This is a genomic window from Actinomadura barringtoniae, assembly GCF_017573505.1.
GTDB lineage: Bacteria > Actinomycetota > Actinomycetes > Streptosporangiales > Streptosporangiaceae > Spirillospora > Spirillospora barringtoniae.
On sequence record NZ_JAGEOJ010000011.1, the window covers coordinates 183,802 to 202,005 of the forward strand.

Sequence of the window (18,204 nt, forward strand, 5' to 3'; positions counted from 1 at the left end):
GCTCCAGCCGGGTGGAGGTTCAAGTGCCTGTGACCGACGACACACTCGGGATCGGCGAGCTCGCCCGCCTGACGGGCGTGTCCGTGCGCACGATCCGCTTCTACTGCGACGAGGGCATCCTGACCGTTCGCCGCAGCTCGGGCGGCCACCGCCGCTTCGACCCGTCCGCGGTGGAGAACGTCCGGCTGATCCGGCGGCTGCGCAGGCTCGGCCTGGGCCTGCCGTCGATCGTCGAGGTCCTGACGGGGGAGCGGTCGCTGGACGAGGTGATCGCGATCGAGCGTTCGGCGGTGGACGCCGAGCTGTCCGTGCTGGCGTGGCGGCGCGCGTCGCTGGCGGCCGTCGCGGAGGTCTCGCCCGCCGAACGGGCCGCCCGGCTCGAATTGCTCGCGCACGCGCAGGGGCCTGGCGCGCGCGACGCTCTGGAGGCGTTCTGGCTCCGGATGGTGCAGGCGCCGATCCGGCCCGAGCTCGCGGACGGGCTCATCGCGGCGTTCGTGCCGCCGGCGCCCGCCGAGCCGACCCCCGCTCAGGTGGTCGCGTTCGCAGAGATGGTCACGCTCACCTGCGACGACGCCCTGATCGCCCGGATGCGCGCACGCGGCCGCGTCAACATGGGCAACATCTCCGACGAGGACACACTGATGGTCGGCGTCGGCGAGGCCTGCCGGGTCGTGACGCCCTGCCTGCTGGCGGGCGAGGCGCCCCGGCCCGGCCCGGAGCTGGACGATTTCGTCGCCGTTCACGCGGAGGTCAGGGGCGCCCGCGGCGACACCCCCGAGTTCCGGCGCTACCTGCAGCGGGAGCTGACCCTGGATCAGCAGCCGCAGATCGACCGCTACTGGGAACTCGTCAGCCAGGTCACCGGCCAGGCCCTCACGCTCGGTGCCACCCATCGCTGGCTACTGGATTCGCTGGCAGTAGAGGCTGCCTGAACGCGCACATCGAACTGGGTTCCGGCGACCAGCATCAGCAGGGCCATGCGGTCGACCCGTAACTCGCCGTTGGTGCCGTGTCGTTGCCGTTTCCGGGACGGGCTAACGGGTGCGGCGGGCGACGATCACGTTGTCGGTGAGGATGCCCGTGTGGCCGTCCGGGCCGGTGGCCTCGCGTTCGGGCGCGTCGACCCGCTCGGCGGTCCAGCGCGCCGGGTCCAGCCGGAGGACGTCGAACGTCTCCTGGGCGGTGGGGAAGTCGGCGTGCGCGTGGTCGCTCCACGGCGGGGCCGCGCCGTGCTCGACGATCAGCAGCACCCCGCCGACCGCGACCGCGCCGGCCGCCCGCCGCAGCACCTCATCGCGCGGGAAGTCGACCGGCGACTGCAGGAACTGGGCCGAGACCAGGTCGAACTCGCCCTCGGGAAAGTCGGTGGCCAGGTCGTGGCGCTCGAAGGTCACCCGTTCGGCAACGCCCGCTTCGGCGACGTGGACGGCGGCGCGTTCCAGGGCGGTGGCCGAGATGTCCACACCGGTCACCCGCCAGCCCTGCCGCGCGAGCCAGACGGCGTCGCCGCCCTCGCCGCAGCCGAGGTCCAGCACGCGGCCGGGCTTCAACGGCTCGACGATCTCGGCCATGACCGGGTTGACCCTGCCGCTCCAGATCCGGTCGCTCCGCTGGTAGCGCTCTTCCCAGAACCGTTCGGCCTCGTCGGTCGCCGCCATGGCTGGTCCTCCCCATCGGTTCGTGGCCGCGAGGTCCCGCGGCCGACACCGGCACAGGGTGCATGCACGGCCCGTAGAACGGCAAAATTCGTTGCCGTTTCGGCAACGGGGAGGAGGATCGCGCGGACCGGGAAAGATCTCCCAGGTCGAGGCCGTGCTGAAGCTGGAGCGGAAGACGGGATTTGAACCCGCGACCCTCACCTTGGCAAGGTGATGCTCTACCCCTGAGCCACTTCCGCGTGCGCTGCCGGGACCCTGCGATCCCTTGCGGCGACGGCACTAAATATAGCGCGTCGGGCCGGTGGATCGGACCAGGCGCGCCCATGACCGGGGGGTGACCGGCCCTTGGGAGCGCCTCGGGTAGGTCCGGAGGAAATGACCTCGATCTTCCGGAGACATCGCTTCATGAACCCGGCTGCGGCGCTGTTGAGCGCCCTGGCCATCGGAGTGCCCGTTCCCGCGCCGGCCCATGGTCACGCGCTCGCTCCGGTGGCCTGCACGCCCGAGACGGGCTACACCAACTGCCGGCGCTACCCCTACACGGGCGCCCACGAGTCGTTCACCGTTCCGACCAAGGTGACCGCCTTGAAGGTGCGGTTGTGGGGCGCTGGGGGCGGCGGAGGCGGCACCGGTGGGGCGAACGGGCCGGGCGGCGGCGGCTTCACCATCGGAACGGTGCCGGTCACGCCCGGCGAGAGCCTGACGATCACCGTCGGGCAGGGTGGCCATCCGACCTACGCCGGGACGATGTTCGGCGGCGGCGGAGCGGGCGGGGACCGGCCCTCACCGATCGGAGGGCGCGACGGAGCGAGCGGCGGCGGCATGAGCGCGCTGTGGCGGGGCGCCGCGCTCGCCACCCCGATGCTCATCGCCGGAGGCGGCGGAGGCGGCCCCGGCAACTCGGGCGGCACCAACCAGGGCGGCGGTGCCGGCGGTGGTACCAGCGGCGGCGCGGGCGGTGCGAGCCAGGCGGGCGGCGCCGGAACGCAGGCCGCCGGGGGCGCCGCAGGCAACCAGTCATCGGGCCTCTGTAGCAGGGCCGCCACGGCCGGGAGCCGCTACCAGGGTGGCAACGGTGCGTCCACGGCGGCGCTGACGGCCCTCAGCGCCGGCGGCGGGGGAGGTGGCGGCTATTTCGGCGGAGGCGGCGGAGCCTGCGGAACGATCCTGTCCAACGATTCCGGTGGGGGAGGCGGCTCCGGTTACATCATCGCGGGCGCGACGGCCACCACGACGGCGGGCGTCACGGGGAACGCCACCTTCGCCGGGGTGGCCGCGGGCAAGAGCGATCCGTACTACCAGGCCGGGATCGGGGACGGCGGCGTCATCGGCGTCAATGGTGGCAACGGCCAGATCGTGCTGCAGTACTACCGGCCGGTCGCCGACCTGGGCCTGGTCAAGACCTCTCAATGAGCCGGAGGCATGCACGACATGATCTTGGGAATGCTCGTCGTTGAATTCGGGGAATTGCACGCGGTTTTTCGGGGGAATCGTGGGTTTTCGGTATGTGGTGTCACGAGCCGGCTGGATGACGGCCGGCCTTGTACTGGCGGGGAGCGGACTGGCTGGAACGGCCTCGGCGGCGGAGCACGAACGGCGTGACCTTTCGCTGGTCGTCGGCGTGAAGCCGGGTTCACGGCCCGCGGCGGAACGGCTTCGGGTCCCGCAGCCGGTGCCGCCGGGCGCGACCGTGACCTACACCCTCACGGTGACCAACAATGGCCCCTCGGACGCCCAGAACGTGTCGGTCACCGACACGCTCCCGGCCCAGTTGCTGTTCGTCAGCTCGTCGGAATGCTCCAACAACGGCCAGGCGCTCACCTGTAATCTCGCCACGCTGCCCGCGGCCTCGGGGAGCAACACCCACACCTTCACCGTGGTCGCCCAGGTCAGGCAGAACACCGCGGCGGGCACGCTGATCAGCAACACCGGTACGGTCGGCTCCGCCACCGCCGACGACACGCCGGGCAACAACAGCTCGTCGACCGACGTCATCGTCACCACGGCCAGCACCGACCTGCAGATCACCAAGACCGGTCCCGGCACGCAGCTGACCGCGGGCCAGGCCTTCACGGTCACCCTGGCCGCCAAGAACAACGGCCCGTCCGACTCCACCGGCGTGACCGTCAGCGACGTGCTGCCGCAGTACGTCAACTATGTCGACACCTCGGGCTGCACCTACGACGGCGGCACGCGGACGGTCACCTGCACCGCCGGCGCGCTCACCTCGGGCAGTTCCAGGGACATCACCCTGAACCTGCAGCTCGATCCCTCGACGCCGGACGGCACCAGCATCCAGAACACCGGCACCGTCGCCGGCAACGAGACCGACCCGGACTCCAGCAACAACTCCAGCACGATCGACCTGGCGGGCGGCACCCAGCCGACCACGACGACCCGGGCCGACCTGGAGCTCAACAAGACGGTCTCGAGCGTCAAGAAGCCGTGATCGCAGTGCTCGCATCGGGGCTGCACCTGGTGACGGCGCTCGCCTCGCTCGTCCCGGCGGCACCTGCGGCGCCCGCGCCGCAGGTGGTCGCCGGTGACGAGGCGGTCTACCTGATCACCGTCACCAACCACGGCCCGTCCACGGCGCGCGAGGTCACCGTCACCGACGAGGTGCCCTCCGCGCTGCGGGTGGTGGCGGTGCCGGACGGCTGCACGAGCGCCGGCCGCACCGTCACCTGCCGGGTGGCGCGGCTCGACGTCGCCGGGAGGATCGTGCTCCGGGTGGCCGTGCGGGTCGATCCGGACGCGACCGGCCAGACGGTCGTCAACCTCGCCCGCACGTTCGCCGCGACCGCCGATCCCGACCGGCTGAACAACGAGGGGACGGCACCGGCGCGGGTCGTCGGCCGCAGCGACGTCTCGATCCGCAAGTCGGGACCGGCGTCGACTTCGCCGGGACGGCGGGTCCGCTACGTGCTGACCGCGCGCAACGCGGGCCCTTCGACGGCCCGCGACGTGGTGGTGACCGACCGGCTCCCGGCGGGGCTGCGGATCCTGCGCGTCCCGCCCGCCTGCTCGTCGTCCACCCGTACGGTCGAGTGCACCCTGGACCGCCTCGCGCCCGGCGGGTTGCAGCGCTACGTCGTCACCGCCAAGGTCAGGAAGAGCGCCAGGACCGGAGCGGTCCTGCGCGACATCGCCACGATCGGTTCGTCGATCCCCGATCCCGATCCGTCCGACAACAAGGCCGTTGTCCGGACGACCGTCGTGTCGCGCCAGGCGAACTGCCGAATGGCGTTCGTTTCGCCGGAACGATGCGGCGGTCCGGCCGTCCCGATGGCCCGTTTTCGGCCGACCGGGCCGTAGCCACGAAGGTCACCGCGCCCGCCTTGGCCGTGAGCGGTCACGTGGGCGATTGGGTCTTGTGACCGACTTTGATCACAGCAATTCTTGCCGACTGTCAAGCGGCAGTTCTGTGCGCCGGTGCTGTTTTCGGTGGGTGTCCCATCGGTGAACGGATGGAACCGATGAACGAGCAGGACAGGGCACAACGGGCCGAGGTCGCGCGCGAGGCGGCGAGCGATCTGATCGCCCGCAAGACAACCCGGGCCTGGGCGCCCGCCGAGCGCTACGACCAGGAGGGCGCGCCGCACCCCCAGGACGCGCGCGGCCTGGCCCGGCGCTCCGTCGACCGGCTCGGCGGTGACGGCTACACGGTGCGCGCGTCGTTCGAGATCGAATGGGCCGTCTCCATCGGAGAGGGCGACGACTTCACGCCCGCGTGCGCCGGTCCGGCGTACGGGATGACGCGGCTCACCGAACGCGCCGACTACCTGCGCGACGTCGTGAACGCCCTGGCCGCCACGGGCATCGAGGTCGACCAGATCCACCCCGAGTACGCCGCCGGGCAGTACGAGATCTCGGTGGCCGCGGCCGATCCGGTCGTCGCCGCCGACAACGCCGTCCTCGTACGGGAGACGATCCGCGCGGTCAGCCGGCACCACGACCTGCGCGCCAGTTTCTCGCCCAAGGTGACGGCCGACGGCGTCGGCAACGGCATGCACGTCCACTTCAGCCTGTGGCGCGACGGCCGCAACCAGATGGCGGGCGGCGACGGCCCTTACGGCCTGGGCCCGGCGGGCGAGGCGTTCGCGGCGGGTGTGCTGGCGCACCTGCCCGGCCTGCTGGCCATCGGGGCGCCGTCGGTCGCCAGCTACCTGCGGCTCGTCCCGTCGCACTGGGCGGGCGCGTTCGCCTGCTGGGGCCTGGAGAACAGGGAGGCCGCGCTGCGGTTCGTGACCGGGGCCGCCGGCAGTCACTCGGGCGCCGCCAACTTCGAGGTGAAGAGCTTCGACGGCGCCGCCAACCCCTACCTGACGGTCGCTGGCCTGCTCGCCGCCGGAAGCGCGGGCCTGGCCGAAGACGCCGTTCTGCCCAAGCCGGTCGACGTCGATCCCGCGACGCTCGCGACGGACTCCGGCATCGCTCCGCTCCCGGCCACGCTGGAGGAGGCGATGGCCGCGCTGGAGGCCGACAAGGTGCTCACCGAGGCGTTCGGCGAGGCGCTGATCGACTCGATCGGGGCCGTGCGGAGGGGCGAGATCGCGGCCCTCGGCGGCTGCTCGCCGGAGGAGATCGCCGCCCGGCTCCGCTGGAAGTACTGACCCGGGTGCGGGGCCGTCGCTTCAGGTCCGGGTGAGCGTCTGCCAGTGGCGGTCGGCGGCCTGGTGCCAGCCGTCGTGGTGGGTGCGGAACGAGGTGACGGCCCGCGCGCCGCTCCAGCCGGCGGGGAGCAGGTCGGGCGGCAGGCCGGGATCGAGGAACGGGAACCGCCGCCATTCCTGCACCAGCCTGACCTGTGCGCTGAAGGTGGCGCGGTCGTCGCCGGGGCGGAGCGTGCCGACCTCGTCGAGGAACTCCTCGTAGGCTCGTTCGATCTCGCTCAGGTCCCAGGCCTGGCCCGCCACCCGGCGGGCCTCGTCGAGGTCGCCCAGCCGTCCCGTGAAGATCGTCGCGGACTCGGCCACCGCCGCCTCGGTGAGGACCTCGCGTACCTCCGACTCGCGTTCGGGATGCGGCGTGACCCAGACGCCGGGGGAGAGGTTGCCCAGGCCGCTCCAGGCCAGGCGGGTGCGGAGCAGGTGGCGCAGCTTGCGGTTGGACTCGGGAACGCTGGCCAGCACGACGAGCCACTGGCCGTCCCAGGTCGTCATCGGCGTGCCGAAGCCGTAGATGCGTTCGGCGCCCTCCGACAGCAGGCGGCGGCCCGTCGGCGTGAGCTGCCAGGCGGTGCGGCGGCCGTGGCGTTCGGTCTCCAGCCAGCCCTCGCTCGCGCTCCGGGCGAGCGCTTGCCGCACGGCCTTCTCCTCGACGTTCAGAAGGCCCAGCGCGTCCAGGAACGCCGACGTCCAGACAGGTTTTCCGGCCGGGAGCACGAACTCGCCCAGCACGGTGAGCAGCAGGGACCGCGCGCTGGCCGCGCCGATCTCCCGGCGGCGCTGGAAGGCAGGCTCGATGGTCACGACGGCAGTATCCCGCCTCCATGAATATTCCACAAACGTATTGACGGGCGTCTAAATTCTGTAGAGCATCAGCGTATGGTCGACTTCGACACCCACCCCGACCGGTACCGGCACTGGACGCTGGAGATCGACGAGCGCGACGGGCGCACGGCGCGGCTGATCCTGGACGTGGACGAGCAGGGCGGGCTGGTTCCCGGCTACGAGCTCAAGCTGAACAGCTACGACCTCGGCGTGGACATCGAGCTGTACGACGCCGTGCAGCGGCTGCGGTTCGAGCATCCGGGCGTGCGGGCAGTGGTCGTCACCAGCGCCAAGGACCGGGTCTTCTGCGCCGGGGCCAACATCACGATGCTCGCCACCTCGCCGCACGAGTGGAAGGTGAACTTCTGCAAGTTCACCAACGAGACGCGCAACGGGATCGAGGACGCGAGCGCCCATTCGGGCAAGCGCTTCATCGCGGCGCTGAACGGCACGACCGCGGGCGGTGGCTATGAGATCGCGCTGGCCTGCGACGAGATCGTGCTGAGCGACGACGGGTCCTCGACCGTGTCGCTGCCCGAGGTGCCGCTGCTCGGCGTGCTGCCGGGAACGGGCGGGCTGACGCGGCTGGTCGACAAGCGGCACGTGCGCCGGGACCTGGCGGACGTCTTCGCCACCAGGACCGAGGGCGTACGGGGCCGGACGGCCGTCGACTGGGGCTTGGTCGACGAGATCGCGCCGCCGCGCCGCTTCGACGAGGCGATCGCCGCCCGCGTCGCGGAGGCCGTGGAAGGGACCGGGGGAGACGAGCGGGGGATCGAGCTCACCCCGCTGGAGCGCGACGGCCACAGCTATCCCCACGTCACGTGCGAGGTGGGCGGGTCCACCGCCACCATCACCGTGCGCGGGCCGGACGAGGTGCCCGCGTCCGTCGAGCAGGTGCACGAGCAGGGCGCCGCGTTCTGGCTGCTGGCGGTCACGCGCGAGCTGGACGACCTGATCCTGCGCCTGCGCACCAACGAGCCGGAGGTCGGCACCTGGGTCTTCAGGACCGAGGGCGACCCGGGCCTGGTCACGCGGTTCGACGAGTTCGTGCTGGCCAACACCGGCGACTGGCTGCTCTCCGAGACGCTGCACTACTTCAAGCGGACCCTCAAGCGGCTCGACGTCACCTCGCGCACGCTCTTCGCGGTGATCGAGCCCGGCTCCTGCTTCGCCGGATCGCTGGCCGAGCTCGCCCTCGCCGCCGACCGCTCGTACATGCTGGACGGTTTGCGCGAGGAGGACGAGGACGAAGGCCGCGAGCCCGCCACCCTCACGCTGGACGCGATGAACCTCGGCCCGCTCCCGATGGGCAACGGCCTGAGCCGACTGGCCACCCGCTTCCACGGTCGCGACGAGGCCTACGACGCGGCCGCCAAGCAGGTCGGGACGCCGCTGGTCGCGCGCGACGCCGAGGCGGCCGGTCTGGTCACGTTCATCCCCGACGACCTGGACTGGGACGACGAGCTGCGGCTGGCGCTGGAGGAACGCGCCGCGTTCAGCCCGGACGCGCTGACCGGCATGGAGGCCAGCCACCGGTTCGCCGGTCCCGAGACCCTCGAGACCAAGATCTTCGGGCGGCTCAGCGCCTGGCAGAACTGGATCTTCCAGCGGCCGAACGCCGCCGGGCCGGAGGGCGCGCTGCGCCGCTACGGCACCGGGCAGCGCGCCGCCTTCGACCGGAGAAGGGTGTGACCCGCCGATGACGCAGACCATCGACTACAGCGGCAAGATCCCGAACAACGTCGACCTGGACACCGACCGGCGGCTGCAGCGCGCCCTGGAGTCCTGGCAGCCGAACTTCCTCGGCTGGTGGCGCGACCTCGGCCCGACGGTGTTCAAGGAGAACGACATCTACCTCCGCACGGCCGTCGCGGTCGGCAAGGAGGGCTGGGCCAACTTCGACTACGTGCGGATGCCCGACTACCGCTGGGGGATCTTCCTCGCGGAGCGGGACGGGGAACGCACGATCGCCCACGGCCAGCACCAGGGCGAGCCCGCCTGGCAGACCGTTCCCGGCGAGTACCGCGCCGACCTGCGCCGCCTCATCGTCGTCCAGGGCGACACCGAGCCCGCGAGCGTGGAGCAGCAGCGCCACCTCGGCCGGACCGCGCCGAGCCTGTACGACCTGCGCAACCTCTTCCAGGTGAACGTGGAGGAGGGGCGGCATCTGTGGGCGATGGTCTACCTGCTGCACGCCCACTTCGGACGGGACGGCCGCGACGAGGCCGAGATGCTGCTGCACCGCAACTCCGGCGACGACGACTCGCCCCGCATCCTGGGCGCGTTCAACGAGCCGACGCCCGACTGGCTCGCGTTCTACATGTTCACCTACTTCACCGACCGGGACGGCAAGTTCCAGCTCGGCACCCTCAAGGAGAGCGCGTTCGACCCGCTCGCGCGGACCTGCGAGTTCATGCTCAAGGAAGAGGCCCACCACATGTTCGTGGGCACCATGGGCGTGCACCGCGTCGTGGAACGCACGGCCGCGCTGATGAAGGAGCACGACACCGAGGACATCCTCCCGTTCGGAGGCATCCCGCTCGCGCTCATCCAGCGCTACCTGAACTTCCACTTCTCGGTGTCGATGGACCTCTTCGGCTCCGAGACCAGCACCAACGCGGCCAACTACTTCTCCGGCGGGGTCAAGGGCCGCTGGATGGAACGGCGCCGCAAGGACGACCACCGGCTGCTGGACGACTTCACGACGGTCACCTCCGTACGGGACGGCGCGTTCGTCACCGACGAGGTCCCGGCCCTGTCCGCGCTCAACCTCGACCTGCGCGACCAGTACGTCGCCGACTGCAACACCGGCGTCAAGCGCTGGAACAAGGTGCTGGAGGCCGCGGGCCTGGCCCACCGCCTCTACCTCCCGCACGAGGGCTTCAACCGCAAGGTCGGCGTCTACTCCGGTCACCACGTCGACCCGCACGGCGCCATCATCGACGAGGCGGCGTGGGAGGCGCGCAAGGACGGCTGGCTGCCGAGCGAGCAGGACAAGAGCGACGTGGCCTCGCTCATGCGGCCGGTGTACGAGCCGGGCGAGTTCGCGTCCTGGATCAACCCGCCGAGCGTCGGCATCAACCAGCAGCCCGTCGAGTTCCCCTACGTCCGCATCGGCTGATCGGAGCCGGCCATGGCCACGTCCACGTTCCTCGGCACGAGCTTCAACGCCTGCAGCTATCTCCTCGACGACCGCGTCGCAGGCGGCCTGGGCGACCAGCCCGCGATCGCCGGTCCGCTCGGCGCGTTCACCTACGCGGAACTGCTCGGCAAGGTGCGCGATCTGGCCGCCGGCCTGCGCGCCCTCGACGTACGGCCCGAGGAGCGGATCGTGCTCTTCATGCCGGACGGGCCTGCGCTCGCGGCCACGATCCTGGCGGCGATGCGGATCGGCGCGGTGCCGGTGCCCGTGTCGACCATGCAGACCGGCAAGGAGCTCAGCCTGGTCCTGCGAGACTCCGGCGCCCGCGTGCTCGTGGCGGGGGACCCGTTCCTGCTCGCCGCCGAGCAGGCCGCAGCCCAGTCGCCCGAGCTGCGGCACGTCGTGGTCGACGGGCACGGCGACTTCACCGCCTCGCCGTCCGCCGCCCTGCACCGTCTCGGTGACCTCCGCGGCGACGACAGTGAGCCGTACGACACGCGCGAAGACTCGTCCGCGCTGTGGCTCTACACCTCCGGCACCACCGGCACGCCCAAGGGCGCCATCCACCGGCACGCCAACATCCGGCACGTGAATGAGACGTTCGGCAGCCAGGTCCTCGGCATCACGGCCCAGGACCGCTGCTTCTCGATCCCCAAGCTCTTCTTCGCCTACGGCATCGGAAACTCGCTGTTCTTCCCGTTCTCCGTCGGCGCCACCACGATCCTCGACCCGGCACGCCCCACCCCGGCCTCCGTCGCGCAACGCGTGCAGGAGGACCGCCCGACCCTGTTCTTCGCGGTCCCGACCTTCTACGCCGCGCTCCTCGCCGCCGACCTGCCCAGCGAGCTGTTCTCCTCCGTACGCCTCGCCGTCTCGGCTGGGGAGCCGCTGCCGCCCGAGCTGTATCGCCGCTTCACCGAACGTTTCGGCGTCGAGCTCATCGACGGCATCGGCACGACCGAGGCCCTGCACATCTTCCTGTCCAACCGCCCCGGCAAGGTCCGCCCCGGCACCACCGGCAGGCCCGTCCCCGGCTACGAACTGCGCGTCGTCGATGAGCACGGCAACGACGTCGAAACGGGAACGCCCGGCTCCCTCCTGGTCAAAGGCGACTCGATCGCGACGGGCTACTGGTGCCGCACCGACACCACCCGCAGCGTCTTCGAGGGCCACTGGCTGCGCACCGGCGACACCTACGTCACCGACGCCGACGGCTACTACTCCTGCCTGGGCCGGACGAACGACATGCTCAAGGCGGGCGGCATCTGGGTCTCGCCCACCGAGGTCGAGGCCCGCCTCCTCGAACACCCCGACGTCCTGCTCGCCGCCGTCGTGGGCCTCCCGGACGCCGACGGCCTCGACAAGCCGGTCGCCTGCGTGGTCCCGAACGAGGGGAGCACCATCACCGCCGACGAGCTCATCGAGTTCTGCCGGGCGGGTCTGGCCTCGTTCAAACGGCCCCGCGAGGTGCTGATCGTCGACAAGCTGCCCACCACCGCGACCGGCAAGCTGCAGCGCTTCGCCGTCCGCGAGTTCGCCGCGTCCCTCCTGCGGGCGCAGCAATGATCGACGGCCACACACTGATCGACGCGCACGTCCACACGGCCCGGCTGCCCACCGTCCGCCCCGCCTGGCGCAGCTGGGCCGAGGAGTTCGGCGCGGCCCACCCGTGGCAGGACCTCTACGACCCCGACGGCACCCTCGTCCCGTCCCGTGTCGACGCCTACTTCGAGGCCGAGGGCGTGGACGTGGCCCTGCTGCTATGCGAATACAGCCCCAAGGCCACAGGCGAGCAGCCCATCGAGGATCTGCTGCCGCTCATCAAGCACAACCCCAAGCGATTCCGGCCCATCGCCAACCTCAACCCGCACCTGCACTACCCGGTCGCAGCCGAGCTGGAACGCCAGCTGGACCTCGGCGCCGTGGCCTTGAAGATCCACCCGGTCCACGCGGGCGTGAGCGCGGCCGACCCGATGCTCTACCCCGCCTACGAGGTCTGCCGTTCTGCCGGGCTTCCCGTTGTCGTGCACTGCGGCACGAGCAGCTTCCCGGGGTCGGCCAACAAGTACGCCGACCCGACCCTGCTCGACGACGTGCTGCGCGACTTCCCCGACCTCACCCTGGTCCTGGCGCACGGCGGCCGGGGCTGGTGGTACGACGCGGCGGCCTTCCTGACCCTCTCCCACGAGAACGTCTGGATCGAGCTGTCGGGCCTCCCGCCCCGCCGCCTGCCCGTCTACTACGCCCGCCACAACCTGAAACGGCTCGCCCGCTCGTTCATCTTCGGGACCGACTGGCCGGGCGTCCCCGGCATCGCCCGCAACGCCCGCGCCGTCGCCGAAGCCCTGAACCTCGACGACGACGAGACCGCGGCCGTCCTGGGCGGCAACGCGAGAAGGGTCTATCGAGACCTCGCCGACGACTGAACCGTCAGGAGGACCGTTCCTTCAGCACGTCGAGCAGGGCGGACCAGCCGCGCCTGCTCACGTGAAGCTCGGGCCCGTCCGGGTTCTTGGAATCCCGGACCCTGACGACCCTCTCGTCCGCGTAGATCTCCACGCACCCCCCATCGGCACTGGCGCTACTTTTACGCCATCTCCGGACAGGTGGCGGCGAATCGGTCATGGGAGGCTCCTCGGGGCAAAAGGCCTGATCTTGTCAGGCTTCGTTGCCAATCCCGAGTGTAGGTAAACTCCCGGCGACGCGCCTAGGTCATCTCTTCGCGGACCGTGCGGATAAAGTCAATGGTCTCGTCGGCGTTAAGCGTCTCACGACGCAAAGTCTCGAAGGCCGCGCGCAGGTCGGGTATGCGATCGTCACCTCCGAGGAGGAGCTTGTCCGCCCGGCGTCCGCTCTCCAGGAACGCCACGTCGTCGAGGCCTCCCTCGAACTCCAGGAGTTCGAACGGCCCGCGCATGCCGATATGGGCGCCCTTGCTGAACGGGATCACCTCGATCGTCACGTTGTCGCGCTGTGCCACCGAGACGAGATGGTCGAGCTGCGACGGCATGATCGAGGCGTCTCTGGTGACACCGACGCGCCGCCTGATGACCGCCTCGTCGAGAATGAAGAACTGGTAGGGCTGCGGGTCGCGTTGACGCAGCTCGCGCTGGCGTCGCATGCGGACGTTGACGATGGTGCCGACCTCGGCGGGCGGCAGGTACTCCTCCGTGGTCATCTCCGCGTACTCCTTCGTCTGAAGGAGACCCGGAACGACCTGGCCCTGGTAGTGGCGGATGAAGGACGCACCCGTCTCGTAGCCCAGGAGCGCGAAGTAGGCGGGATCGCGCAGGTCGGCCTTGTAGTCGTCCCACCAGCCGCGCTGGCCCGCGCCGCGTGCCAGTTCGACGAGCCGGTCGGTCTCGGTCGGGTCGTCGACGCCGTACTGCCGGAGAAGGCCGAGCAGATCGTTCTTGGAGATCCCGGTCTTGCCGCCCTCGATGCGGATCAGCTTGGAGGTGCTCCAGCCCTGGGCCGAGGCGACCTCCTCCTGGCGCAAGCCGGTCTCACGACGGAGCGTGTTGAGTTCGCGGACGAGCAGGGCCCGTTGAACGACGGGCCCCTGGTCTGTCGGCATGACCCACCTGATTCCAGGATGATGTGTGCTCTTCAGCATATCGCCATGTGGCGTTCGGCCTTATCACGATACGCGTTCTTCCCGAATGAAAGTTAGCACGCCCTTCCCTCAGGCACCACCGGCCCCTTTCGTCACACCTGTAATGCCTATTTGAGGCATGGATCTGGCGTGGAGACCTCAGGCGGGCCGCCGTGTCGCGCTCCGGCGTCTGGACGAACGTCATGTGCCGCACTGCCATGTGGCACTCTGTGGTGTAGTCTACAGTTACATTGCAACTTGCGGATGACGCACATCGGCCAGGTGCCGCGTCAGAGCTCGGGGATCTACCGCGTGGAATCGGGGCCACTCACGGGAATCCAGCCGTGGAGAGCGCCCTCACTGTTCGAATCGGTACGCCAGGGCCGTCTCCACCCTCGTGACGCCCACCGCCAAGCAAGCTGTCGCGAACACGGAGGACGGCCCCGGCCTCGAACCTGCATGGGAGACAGGCTCGATGTTCGTTCCCCCCATGACTCTCACTCTGGGAGACCGCGGCGTGCAAGCCGCGGGGGTCAAGTCGCACCTGAATGACACCCCTGAAGCCTCATTGCGTAAGGTCGGGCCTCCGATCGCCGCCGGAGGCCTGATATGGCCATGTTGAGCAGCCGGCAGTCACCGCCCTCCGAGCCGCCGGAGGAGCCCCCGACCGGACAAGCGACGGGGCAAGGCGCAGATCCGAACCGCAGGCGCGGTCTGGCGCGGCACCTCGGGAGGCGCCGCCTGCCCGCGCTCGCCGCCTGGCTGGCCACCTTCGTGATGGGCGGCTATTTCGGCGGCGCGTCGGGCGTGGCCCTGGTCTTCCTGGCGCTTCTCGTGCTCGTGGTCCTCATCTGCGCCTTCCCGGTCATCGGCCTGACGGTCAATCTGATGAGGCTGACCGAGAGCGGCCGCGACCATGTCACCTCCGTCGACGACGTACGGAAGCTCATGCACATGAACGCGGTCGCGTTCGCCAAGCCCCTGGCGACTCTGCTGGACCGCGAGGTGGAGGAGCCCGCCCGTTCGGAGAACGGCGTCGGAACGATGCAGAAGGTGATGCCGGGGAACGGGTTCTGGGCGAGGCTCACCAAGGCCGAGCGCGACCGGCTGCGCCAGGTGGCGCGGCCACGGAGGGCGGCGCCGGGGGCCGTGCTGTGCCGTGAGGGCGACGCCGCCGACGAGGTCATGGTCTTGATGGGCGGGTTGGCCAAGGTCTGCGTGTTGCAGGCGGGCATCGAACGGGTCGTGGCGATCCGTGGCCCGGGGGAACTGCTGGGGGAGCGTGCGGTGACCAGGGCCCGCACGCGTTCGGCCTCGGTGGTGACGCTGACCGACGTCGAACTGCTGGTCATCGGGGCCGAGGACTTCCGGGCCTTCCTCGCCGAGTGCCCGCGCACCCTGGACCTGCTGCAGGCGCAGTTCTATGACCGGCTGACCGAGGCGCCGCCGGTGGTGGAGGAAGTGGAGCCGTCGGCGCTGAACGGGCTGAACTGCTCGATCGTGTTCACCGACATCACCGCGTTCGGGCGCAAGGACCGCGACGACCGCGACCGGCTGGTGCTGCGCACGGTGATGTACGAGGCGCTGGAGGCGGCGTTCGACGGCGCGGGGGTGCCCTGGCGCGAGTGCTACCGCGAGGACCGCGGCGACGGGGTGCTGATCGTCGTGCCGCCGACGCACTCGACGCGGATCCTCACGCGGCCGCTCGCCGACAGGTTGGCGCGCTCCATTACCGAGCACAACCGCGGTGAAGAGGAAACCTCGCAGCTCCAGCTGCGGGTCGCGGTGCACGTGGGGCCGATCGTGCCCGACGGTCAGGGGCTCACGGGCGAGTCGATCATCTATGCCGCGCGGCTGCTCGACGCCCCGGCGTTCAAGCAGGAGCTGGCCTCGGCCAAGGCAGGGCTGGGCTACATCGTGTCGGAGTTCGTCTACAACACCGTCGTCCGGCACGACGACCCCACCGGCTACCGCAAGGTCCGGGTGAAGACCAAGGAGGCCCGCATGACGGGCTGGGTCAGGCTGCTCTAGCCGCGCGCCGGCTAGTCATCGCAGCCCTCCAGCTGGGGGACCTCGATGATGGACTCGTCGAGACCGGTGCCGTCGAACCACTTGTGGACGAGGCGCGCGGCGGTCCCGTCGTAGTACATCTGCGTGATGGCCTTGTTGAGGGCCTCGCAGGCGTCCGGGTCCCCCTTGCGGATGCCGATGCCGGTGCGCTGCTCGGCGAACTTGGCGTTCACCAGGCGCAGACCGCCGCCCGCGCGCTTGATGAGGCCCGCGAGGATCACGTCGTTGGTCGTGATCGCGTCCACCCGGCGGGTCCGGATCTTGGTCATGCACTCGTTGTAGTCGGCGGCGGGGACCAGCCTGGCCGACATGCCGTCCACCGCGGCCAGGCGGGCCGTCGCGTCCGAGCCCTTCACGGTGCAGAAGCTGCGGCCCTTGAGATCGCGGATGGTCCTGACCGCCGAGTCCTCCGACCGGACCAGGATGTCCTGGTAGGAGAGGTAGTAGGGGCCCGCGTAGGAGATCTGGGTCTTGCGGTCGGGCGTGACCGACAGCGTCGCCAGGACCATGTCGGTCTTGTGCTCCAGGAGCGAGGGGATCCGGTCGGCGGCCAGGACCTGGGTGAAGGTGACCTTCTTGCCGAGCCTGTCGGCGATATAGCGCGCGACGTCCACGTCGAAGCCCACGAACTGGCCGTCCTTGGTCTTCAGACCGAGGCCGGGCAGGTCCGGGCGCACGCCGACGACCAGGGTCTTCTTGTCCAGGAGCGAGTCACCGCTTCCAGCGCCTCCGCAGGCGGTCACGAGGACGGCCATCGAGACGAGCACCAACAGCCGACGCATCCGGCCTCCCGTTGCTCCGCCCTTGCAGGGCACCCAGCCGTTGGACGCCTCGCGGACGGAGATCGTCTCACGCACGTAGGATCCGGCGCATGAGCGGTCTGTACGCCATCAGCGATCTGCACGTGGGATTCGACGACAACCGGGCCTTCGTCGAGGGGCTCAGACCCGACGACGAGGGCGACTGGCTCGTGGTGGCCGGGGACGTCGCCGAGCAGTTCGCCGAGGTGGAATGGGCGCTCGGCACGCTCGTTCGCAAGTACGCGAAGGTGATCTGGGTGCCGGGCAACCACGAGCTGTGGACGCCCAAGGACGATCCCGTTCAGCTGCGCGGCGAGAACCGCTACCGGCGGCTGGTCGACATGTGCCGAGGCCTGGGCGTGCTGACCCCCGAGGACCCGTACGCCGTGTGGGAGGGCGCGGGCGGTCCGGTCACGGTCGTGCCGCTGTTCCTCCTGTACGACTACACCTTCCGCCCCGAGGGAGCCACCAACAAGCAGGAGGCGCTGGAGATCGCCTACAAGGCGGGCGTGGTGTGCACCGACGAGATGCTGCTGCACCCCGACCCCTACCCGAGCCGCGACGCGTGGTGCGACATCCGCATCGCCGAGTCGGAGCGGCGGCTCGCCGAGCTGGAGCCCGGCACCCGGACGCTGCTGGTCAACCACTTCCCGATGACCCGCGAGCCGACCGACGTCCTCTGGTATCCCGAGTTCGCGCAGTGGTGCGGCACCGAGCGCACCGCCGACTGGCACCTGAAGTACAACGCCGCCGCCGTCGTCTACGGCCACCTCCACATCCCGCGCACGATCTGGAGCGACGACGTTCCGTTCGTGGAGGTGTCGGTCGGTTATCCGCGCGAGTGGCGCAAGCGCGGCGAGGCCCCCAAGGGCCCACGCCGCATCCTGCCGCCCGAGTGATCCGCTCGCATGATCCTTGCACTCAGTGTTGCGGTTCGATAACTCTTTGTGCATGACCAACAACGCCAAGCGCCTGCGGGCCGCCGTGTTCGTGACGGGAGCGGGACTGATGACGGGGCTGCTCACGGCCGGCCCCGCGACGGCGACGGAGCCCAAGCCGTGGAACGTCAGCAAGCTCCACGAGTTCTTCTGCGCCGAGGAGGGCCACAGCCAGCAGTTCTACGACGAGTGGTCCAAGGCCGAGAAGATGCTCCCCTACGAGCTGAAGATGGCCAAGGACCCGGCCGAGGAGACCCGCAAGAAGCTCTTCGGCGACGGCCGCCTGACCGCCGACACGGCCAAGAAGATCTGTGACGGCATGGACACCTACACCCAGCAGCTGAAGGCCCAGATCCTCGACCTCAAGGGCGACCTGAAGCCCCAGTACGCGACCGCCGAGGGCGTCAAGCGCTTCATCCACGAGAAGGAGGTCGTCCTCACCGAGGCGGCGCTTCACGAGCAGGATCGCCAGGATCACAAGGGCTGAGATGCGATGATGACGG

The 18,204-nt window shown here is 70.2% G+C and carries 17 protein-coding genes and 1 tRNA gene; 12 read left to right on the forward strand and 6 right to left on the reverse strand.

Annotated elements, in window-relative coordinates; translation table 11 throughout:
- Window positions 1-29 precede the first annotated feature (29 nt).
- Window positions 30-935: a MerR family transcriptional regulator gene (locus J4573_RS26920; protein WP_208258643.1), complete on the forward strand. Its 906-nt coding sequence runs from the start codon at window positions 30-32 to the stop codon at window positions 933-935.
- Between the two features lie 102 nt (window positions 936-1,037).
- Here the strand turns inward: J4573_RS26920 and J4573_RS26925 are convergent, their stop codons facing one another.
- Window positions 1,038-1,661, reverse strand: a complete 624-nt coding sequence (locus tag J4573_RS26925; RefSeq protein WP_208258644.1) for an SAM-dependent methyltransferase — start codon at window positions 1,659-1,661, stop codon at window positions 1,038-1,040.
- Window positions 1,662-1,825: 164 nt separating this feature from the next.
- Window positions 1,826-1,900: transfer RNA gene (locus J4573_RS26930), tRNA-Gly, on the reverse strand.
- 166 nt (window positions 1,901-2,066) lie between these two features.
- Between J4573_RS26930 and J4573_RS26935 the strand changes: the two genes are divergently transcribed.
- The 4 genes from J4573_RS26935 to J4573_RS26950 all read left to right on the forward strand — a co-directional run bounded on the left by J4573_RS26935 (window position 2,067) and on the right by J4573_RS26950 (window position 6,274).
- The gene (locus tag J4573_RS26935) at window positions 2,067-3,074 is read left to right on the forward strand and encodes a glycine-rich protein (protein ID WP_243773622.1); all 1,008 of its coding nucleotides are present in this window, start codon (window positions 2,067-2,069) and stop codon (window positions 3,072-3,074) included.
- A gap of 115 nt (window positions 3,075-3,189) precedes the next feature.
- Window positions 3,190-4,110 (forward strand): DUF11 domain-containing protein, encoded by a 921-nt coding sequence (locus tag J4573_RS26940; protein WP_208258646.1) that lies wholly within the window; start codon window positions 3,190-3,192, stop codon window positions 4,108-4,110.
- Window positions 4,107-4,976 (forward strand): DUF11 domain-containing protein, encoded by an 870-nt coding sequence (locus tag J4573_RS26945; RefSeq protein ID WP_208258647.1) that lies wholly within the window; start codon window positions 4,107-4,109, stop codon window positions 4,974-4,976. Before J4573_RS26940 ends, J4573_RS26945 begins: the two co-directional genes overlap by 4 nt.
- Before the next feature lie 161 nt (window positions 4,977-5,137).
- Window positions 5,138-6,274 carry a type I glutamate--ammonia ligase gene (locus tag J4573_RS26950; RefSeq protein WP_208258648.1) on the forward strand — a complete coding sequence of 379 codons (1,137 nt, stop codon included), beginning with the start codon at window positions 5,138-5,140 and terminating at the stop codon, window positions 6,272-6,274.
- 21 nt (window positions 6,275-6,295) lie between these two features.
- Here the strand turns inward: J4573_RS26950 and J4573_RS26955 are convergent, their stop codons facing one another.
- The gene (locus J4573_RS26955) at window positions 6,296-7,132 is read right to left on the reverse strand and encodes a PaaX family transcriptional regulator (protein ID WP_208258649.1); all 837 of its coding nucleotides are present in this window, start codon (window positions 7,130-7,132) and stop codon (window positions 6,296-6,298) included.
- A gap of 75 nt (window positions 7,133-7,207) precedes the next feature.
- On the opposite strand from J4573_RS26955, the gene boxC reads away from it, so the two are divergent.
- The 4 genes from boxC to J4573_RS26975 are packed head-to-tail and all read left to right on the forward strand — an operon-like array spanning window position 7,208 to window position 12,724.
- Entirely contained in the window at window positions 7,208-8,848 is a 1,641-nt protein-coding gene (boxC, locus tag J4573_RS26960; protein ID WP_208258650.1) for a 2,3-epoxybenzoyl-CoA dihydrolase, read from the forward strand.
- Window positions 8,849-8,855: 7 nt separating this feature from the next.
- Window positions 8,856-10,277: a benzoyl-CoA 2,3-epoxidase subunit BoxB gene (gene boxB, locus J4573_RS26965; RefSeq protein ID WP_208258651.1), complete on the forward strand. Its 1,422-nt coding sequence runs from the start codon at window positions 8,856-8,858 to the stop codon at window positions 10,275-10,277.
- 12 nt (window positions 10,278-10,289) lie between these two features.
- Window positions 10,290-11,864: a benzoate-CoA ligase family protein gene (locus J4573_RS26970; protein ID WP_208258652.1), complete on the forward strand. Its 1,575-nt coding sequence runs from the start codon at window positions 10,290-10,292 to the stop codon at window positions 11,862-11,864.
- Window positions 11,861-12,724, forward strand: a complete 864-nt coding sequence (locus J4573_RS26975) for an amidohydrolase family protein (RefSeq protein WP_208258653.1) — start codon at window positions 11,861-11,863, stop codon at window positions 12,722-12,724. Before J4573_RS26970 ends, J4573_RS26975 begins: the two co-directional genes overlap by 4 nt.
- Window positions 12,725-12,728: 4 nt before the next feature.
- Here the strand turns inward: J4573_RS26975 and J4573_RS26980 are convergent, their stop codons facing one another.
- Both J4573_RS26980 and J4573_RS26985 read right to left on the reverse strand, forming a co-directional pair.
- Complete coding sequence (locus tag J4573_RS26980; RefSeq protein ID WP_208258654.1) at window positions 12,729-12,923, reverse strand: DUF397 domain-containing protein; 195 nt, start codon at window positions 12,921-12,923, stop codon at window positions 12,729-12,731.
- A gap of 82 nt (window positions 12,924-13,005) precedes the next feature.
- Window positions 13,006-13,875: a helix-turn-helix domain-containing protein gene (locus J4573_RS26985; protein WP_208258655.1), complete on the reverse strand. Its 870-nt coding sequence runs from the start codon at window positions 13,873-13,875 to the stop codon at window positions 13,006-13,008.
- Window positions 13,876-14,508: 633 nt separating this feature from the next.
- Here J4573_RS26985 and J4573_RS26990 point away from each other — a divergent pair.
- The gene (locus J4573_RS26990) at window positions 14,509-15,924 is read left to right on the forward strand and encodes a cyclic nucleotide-binding domain-containing protein (RefSeq protein WP_208258656.1); all 1,416 of its coding nucleotides are present in this window, start codon (window positions 14,509-14,511) and stop codon (window positions 15,922-15,924) included.
- Window positions 15,925-15,935: 11 nt separating this feature from the next.
- Here J4573_RS26990 and J4573_RS26995 read toward each other — a convergent pair whose 3' ends face one another.
- A complete protein-coding gene (locus tag J4573_RS26995; RefSeq protein WP_307796914.1) occupies window positions 15,936-16,820 on the reverse strand; it encodes a transporter substrate-binding domain-containing protein in 885 nt (294 codons plus the stop codon).
- Between the two features lie 14 nt (window positions 16,821-16,834).
- Between J4573_RS26995 and J4573_RS27000 the strand changes: the two genes are divergently transcribed.
- Both J4573_RS27000 and J4573_RS27005 read left to right on the forward strand, forming a co-directional pair.
- On the forward strand, window positions 16,835-17,662 hold the full coding sequence (locus tag J4573_RS27000) for a metallophosphoesterase family protein (RefSeq protein WP_208258657.1): 828 nt from the start codon (window positions 16,835-16,837) through the stop codon (window positions 17,660-17,662).
- A 52-nt stretch (window positions 17,663-17,714) separates the two neighbouring features.
- Complete coding sequence (locus J4573_RS27005; protein ID WP_208258658.1) at window positions 17,715-18,188, forward strand: hypothetical protein; 474 nt, start codon at window positions 17,715-17,717, stop codon at window positions 18,186-18,188.
- Window positions 18,189-18,204: the final 16 nt, after the last annotated feature.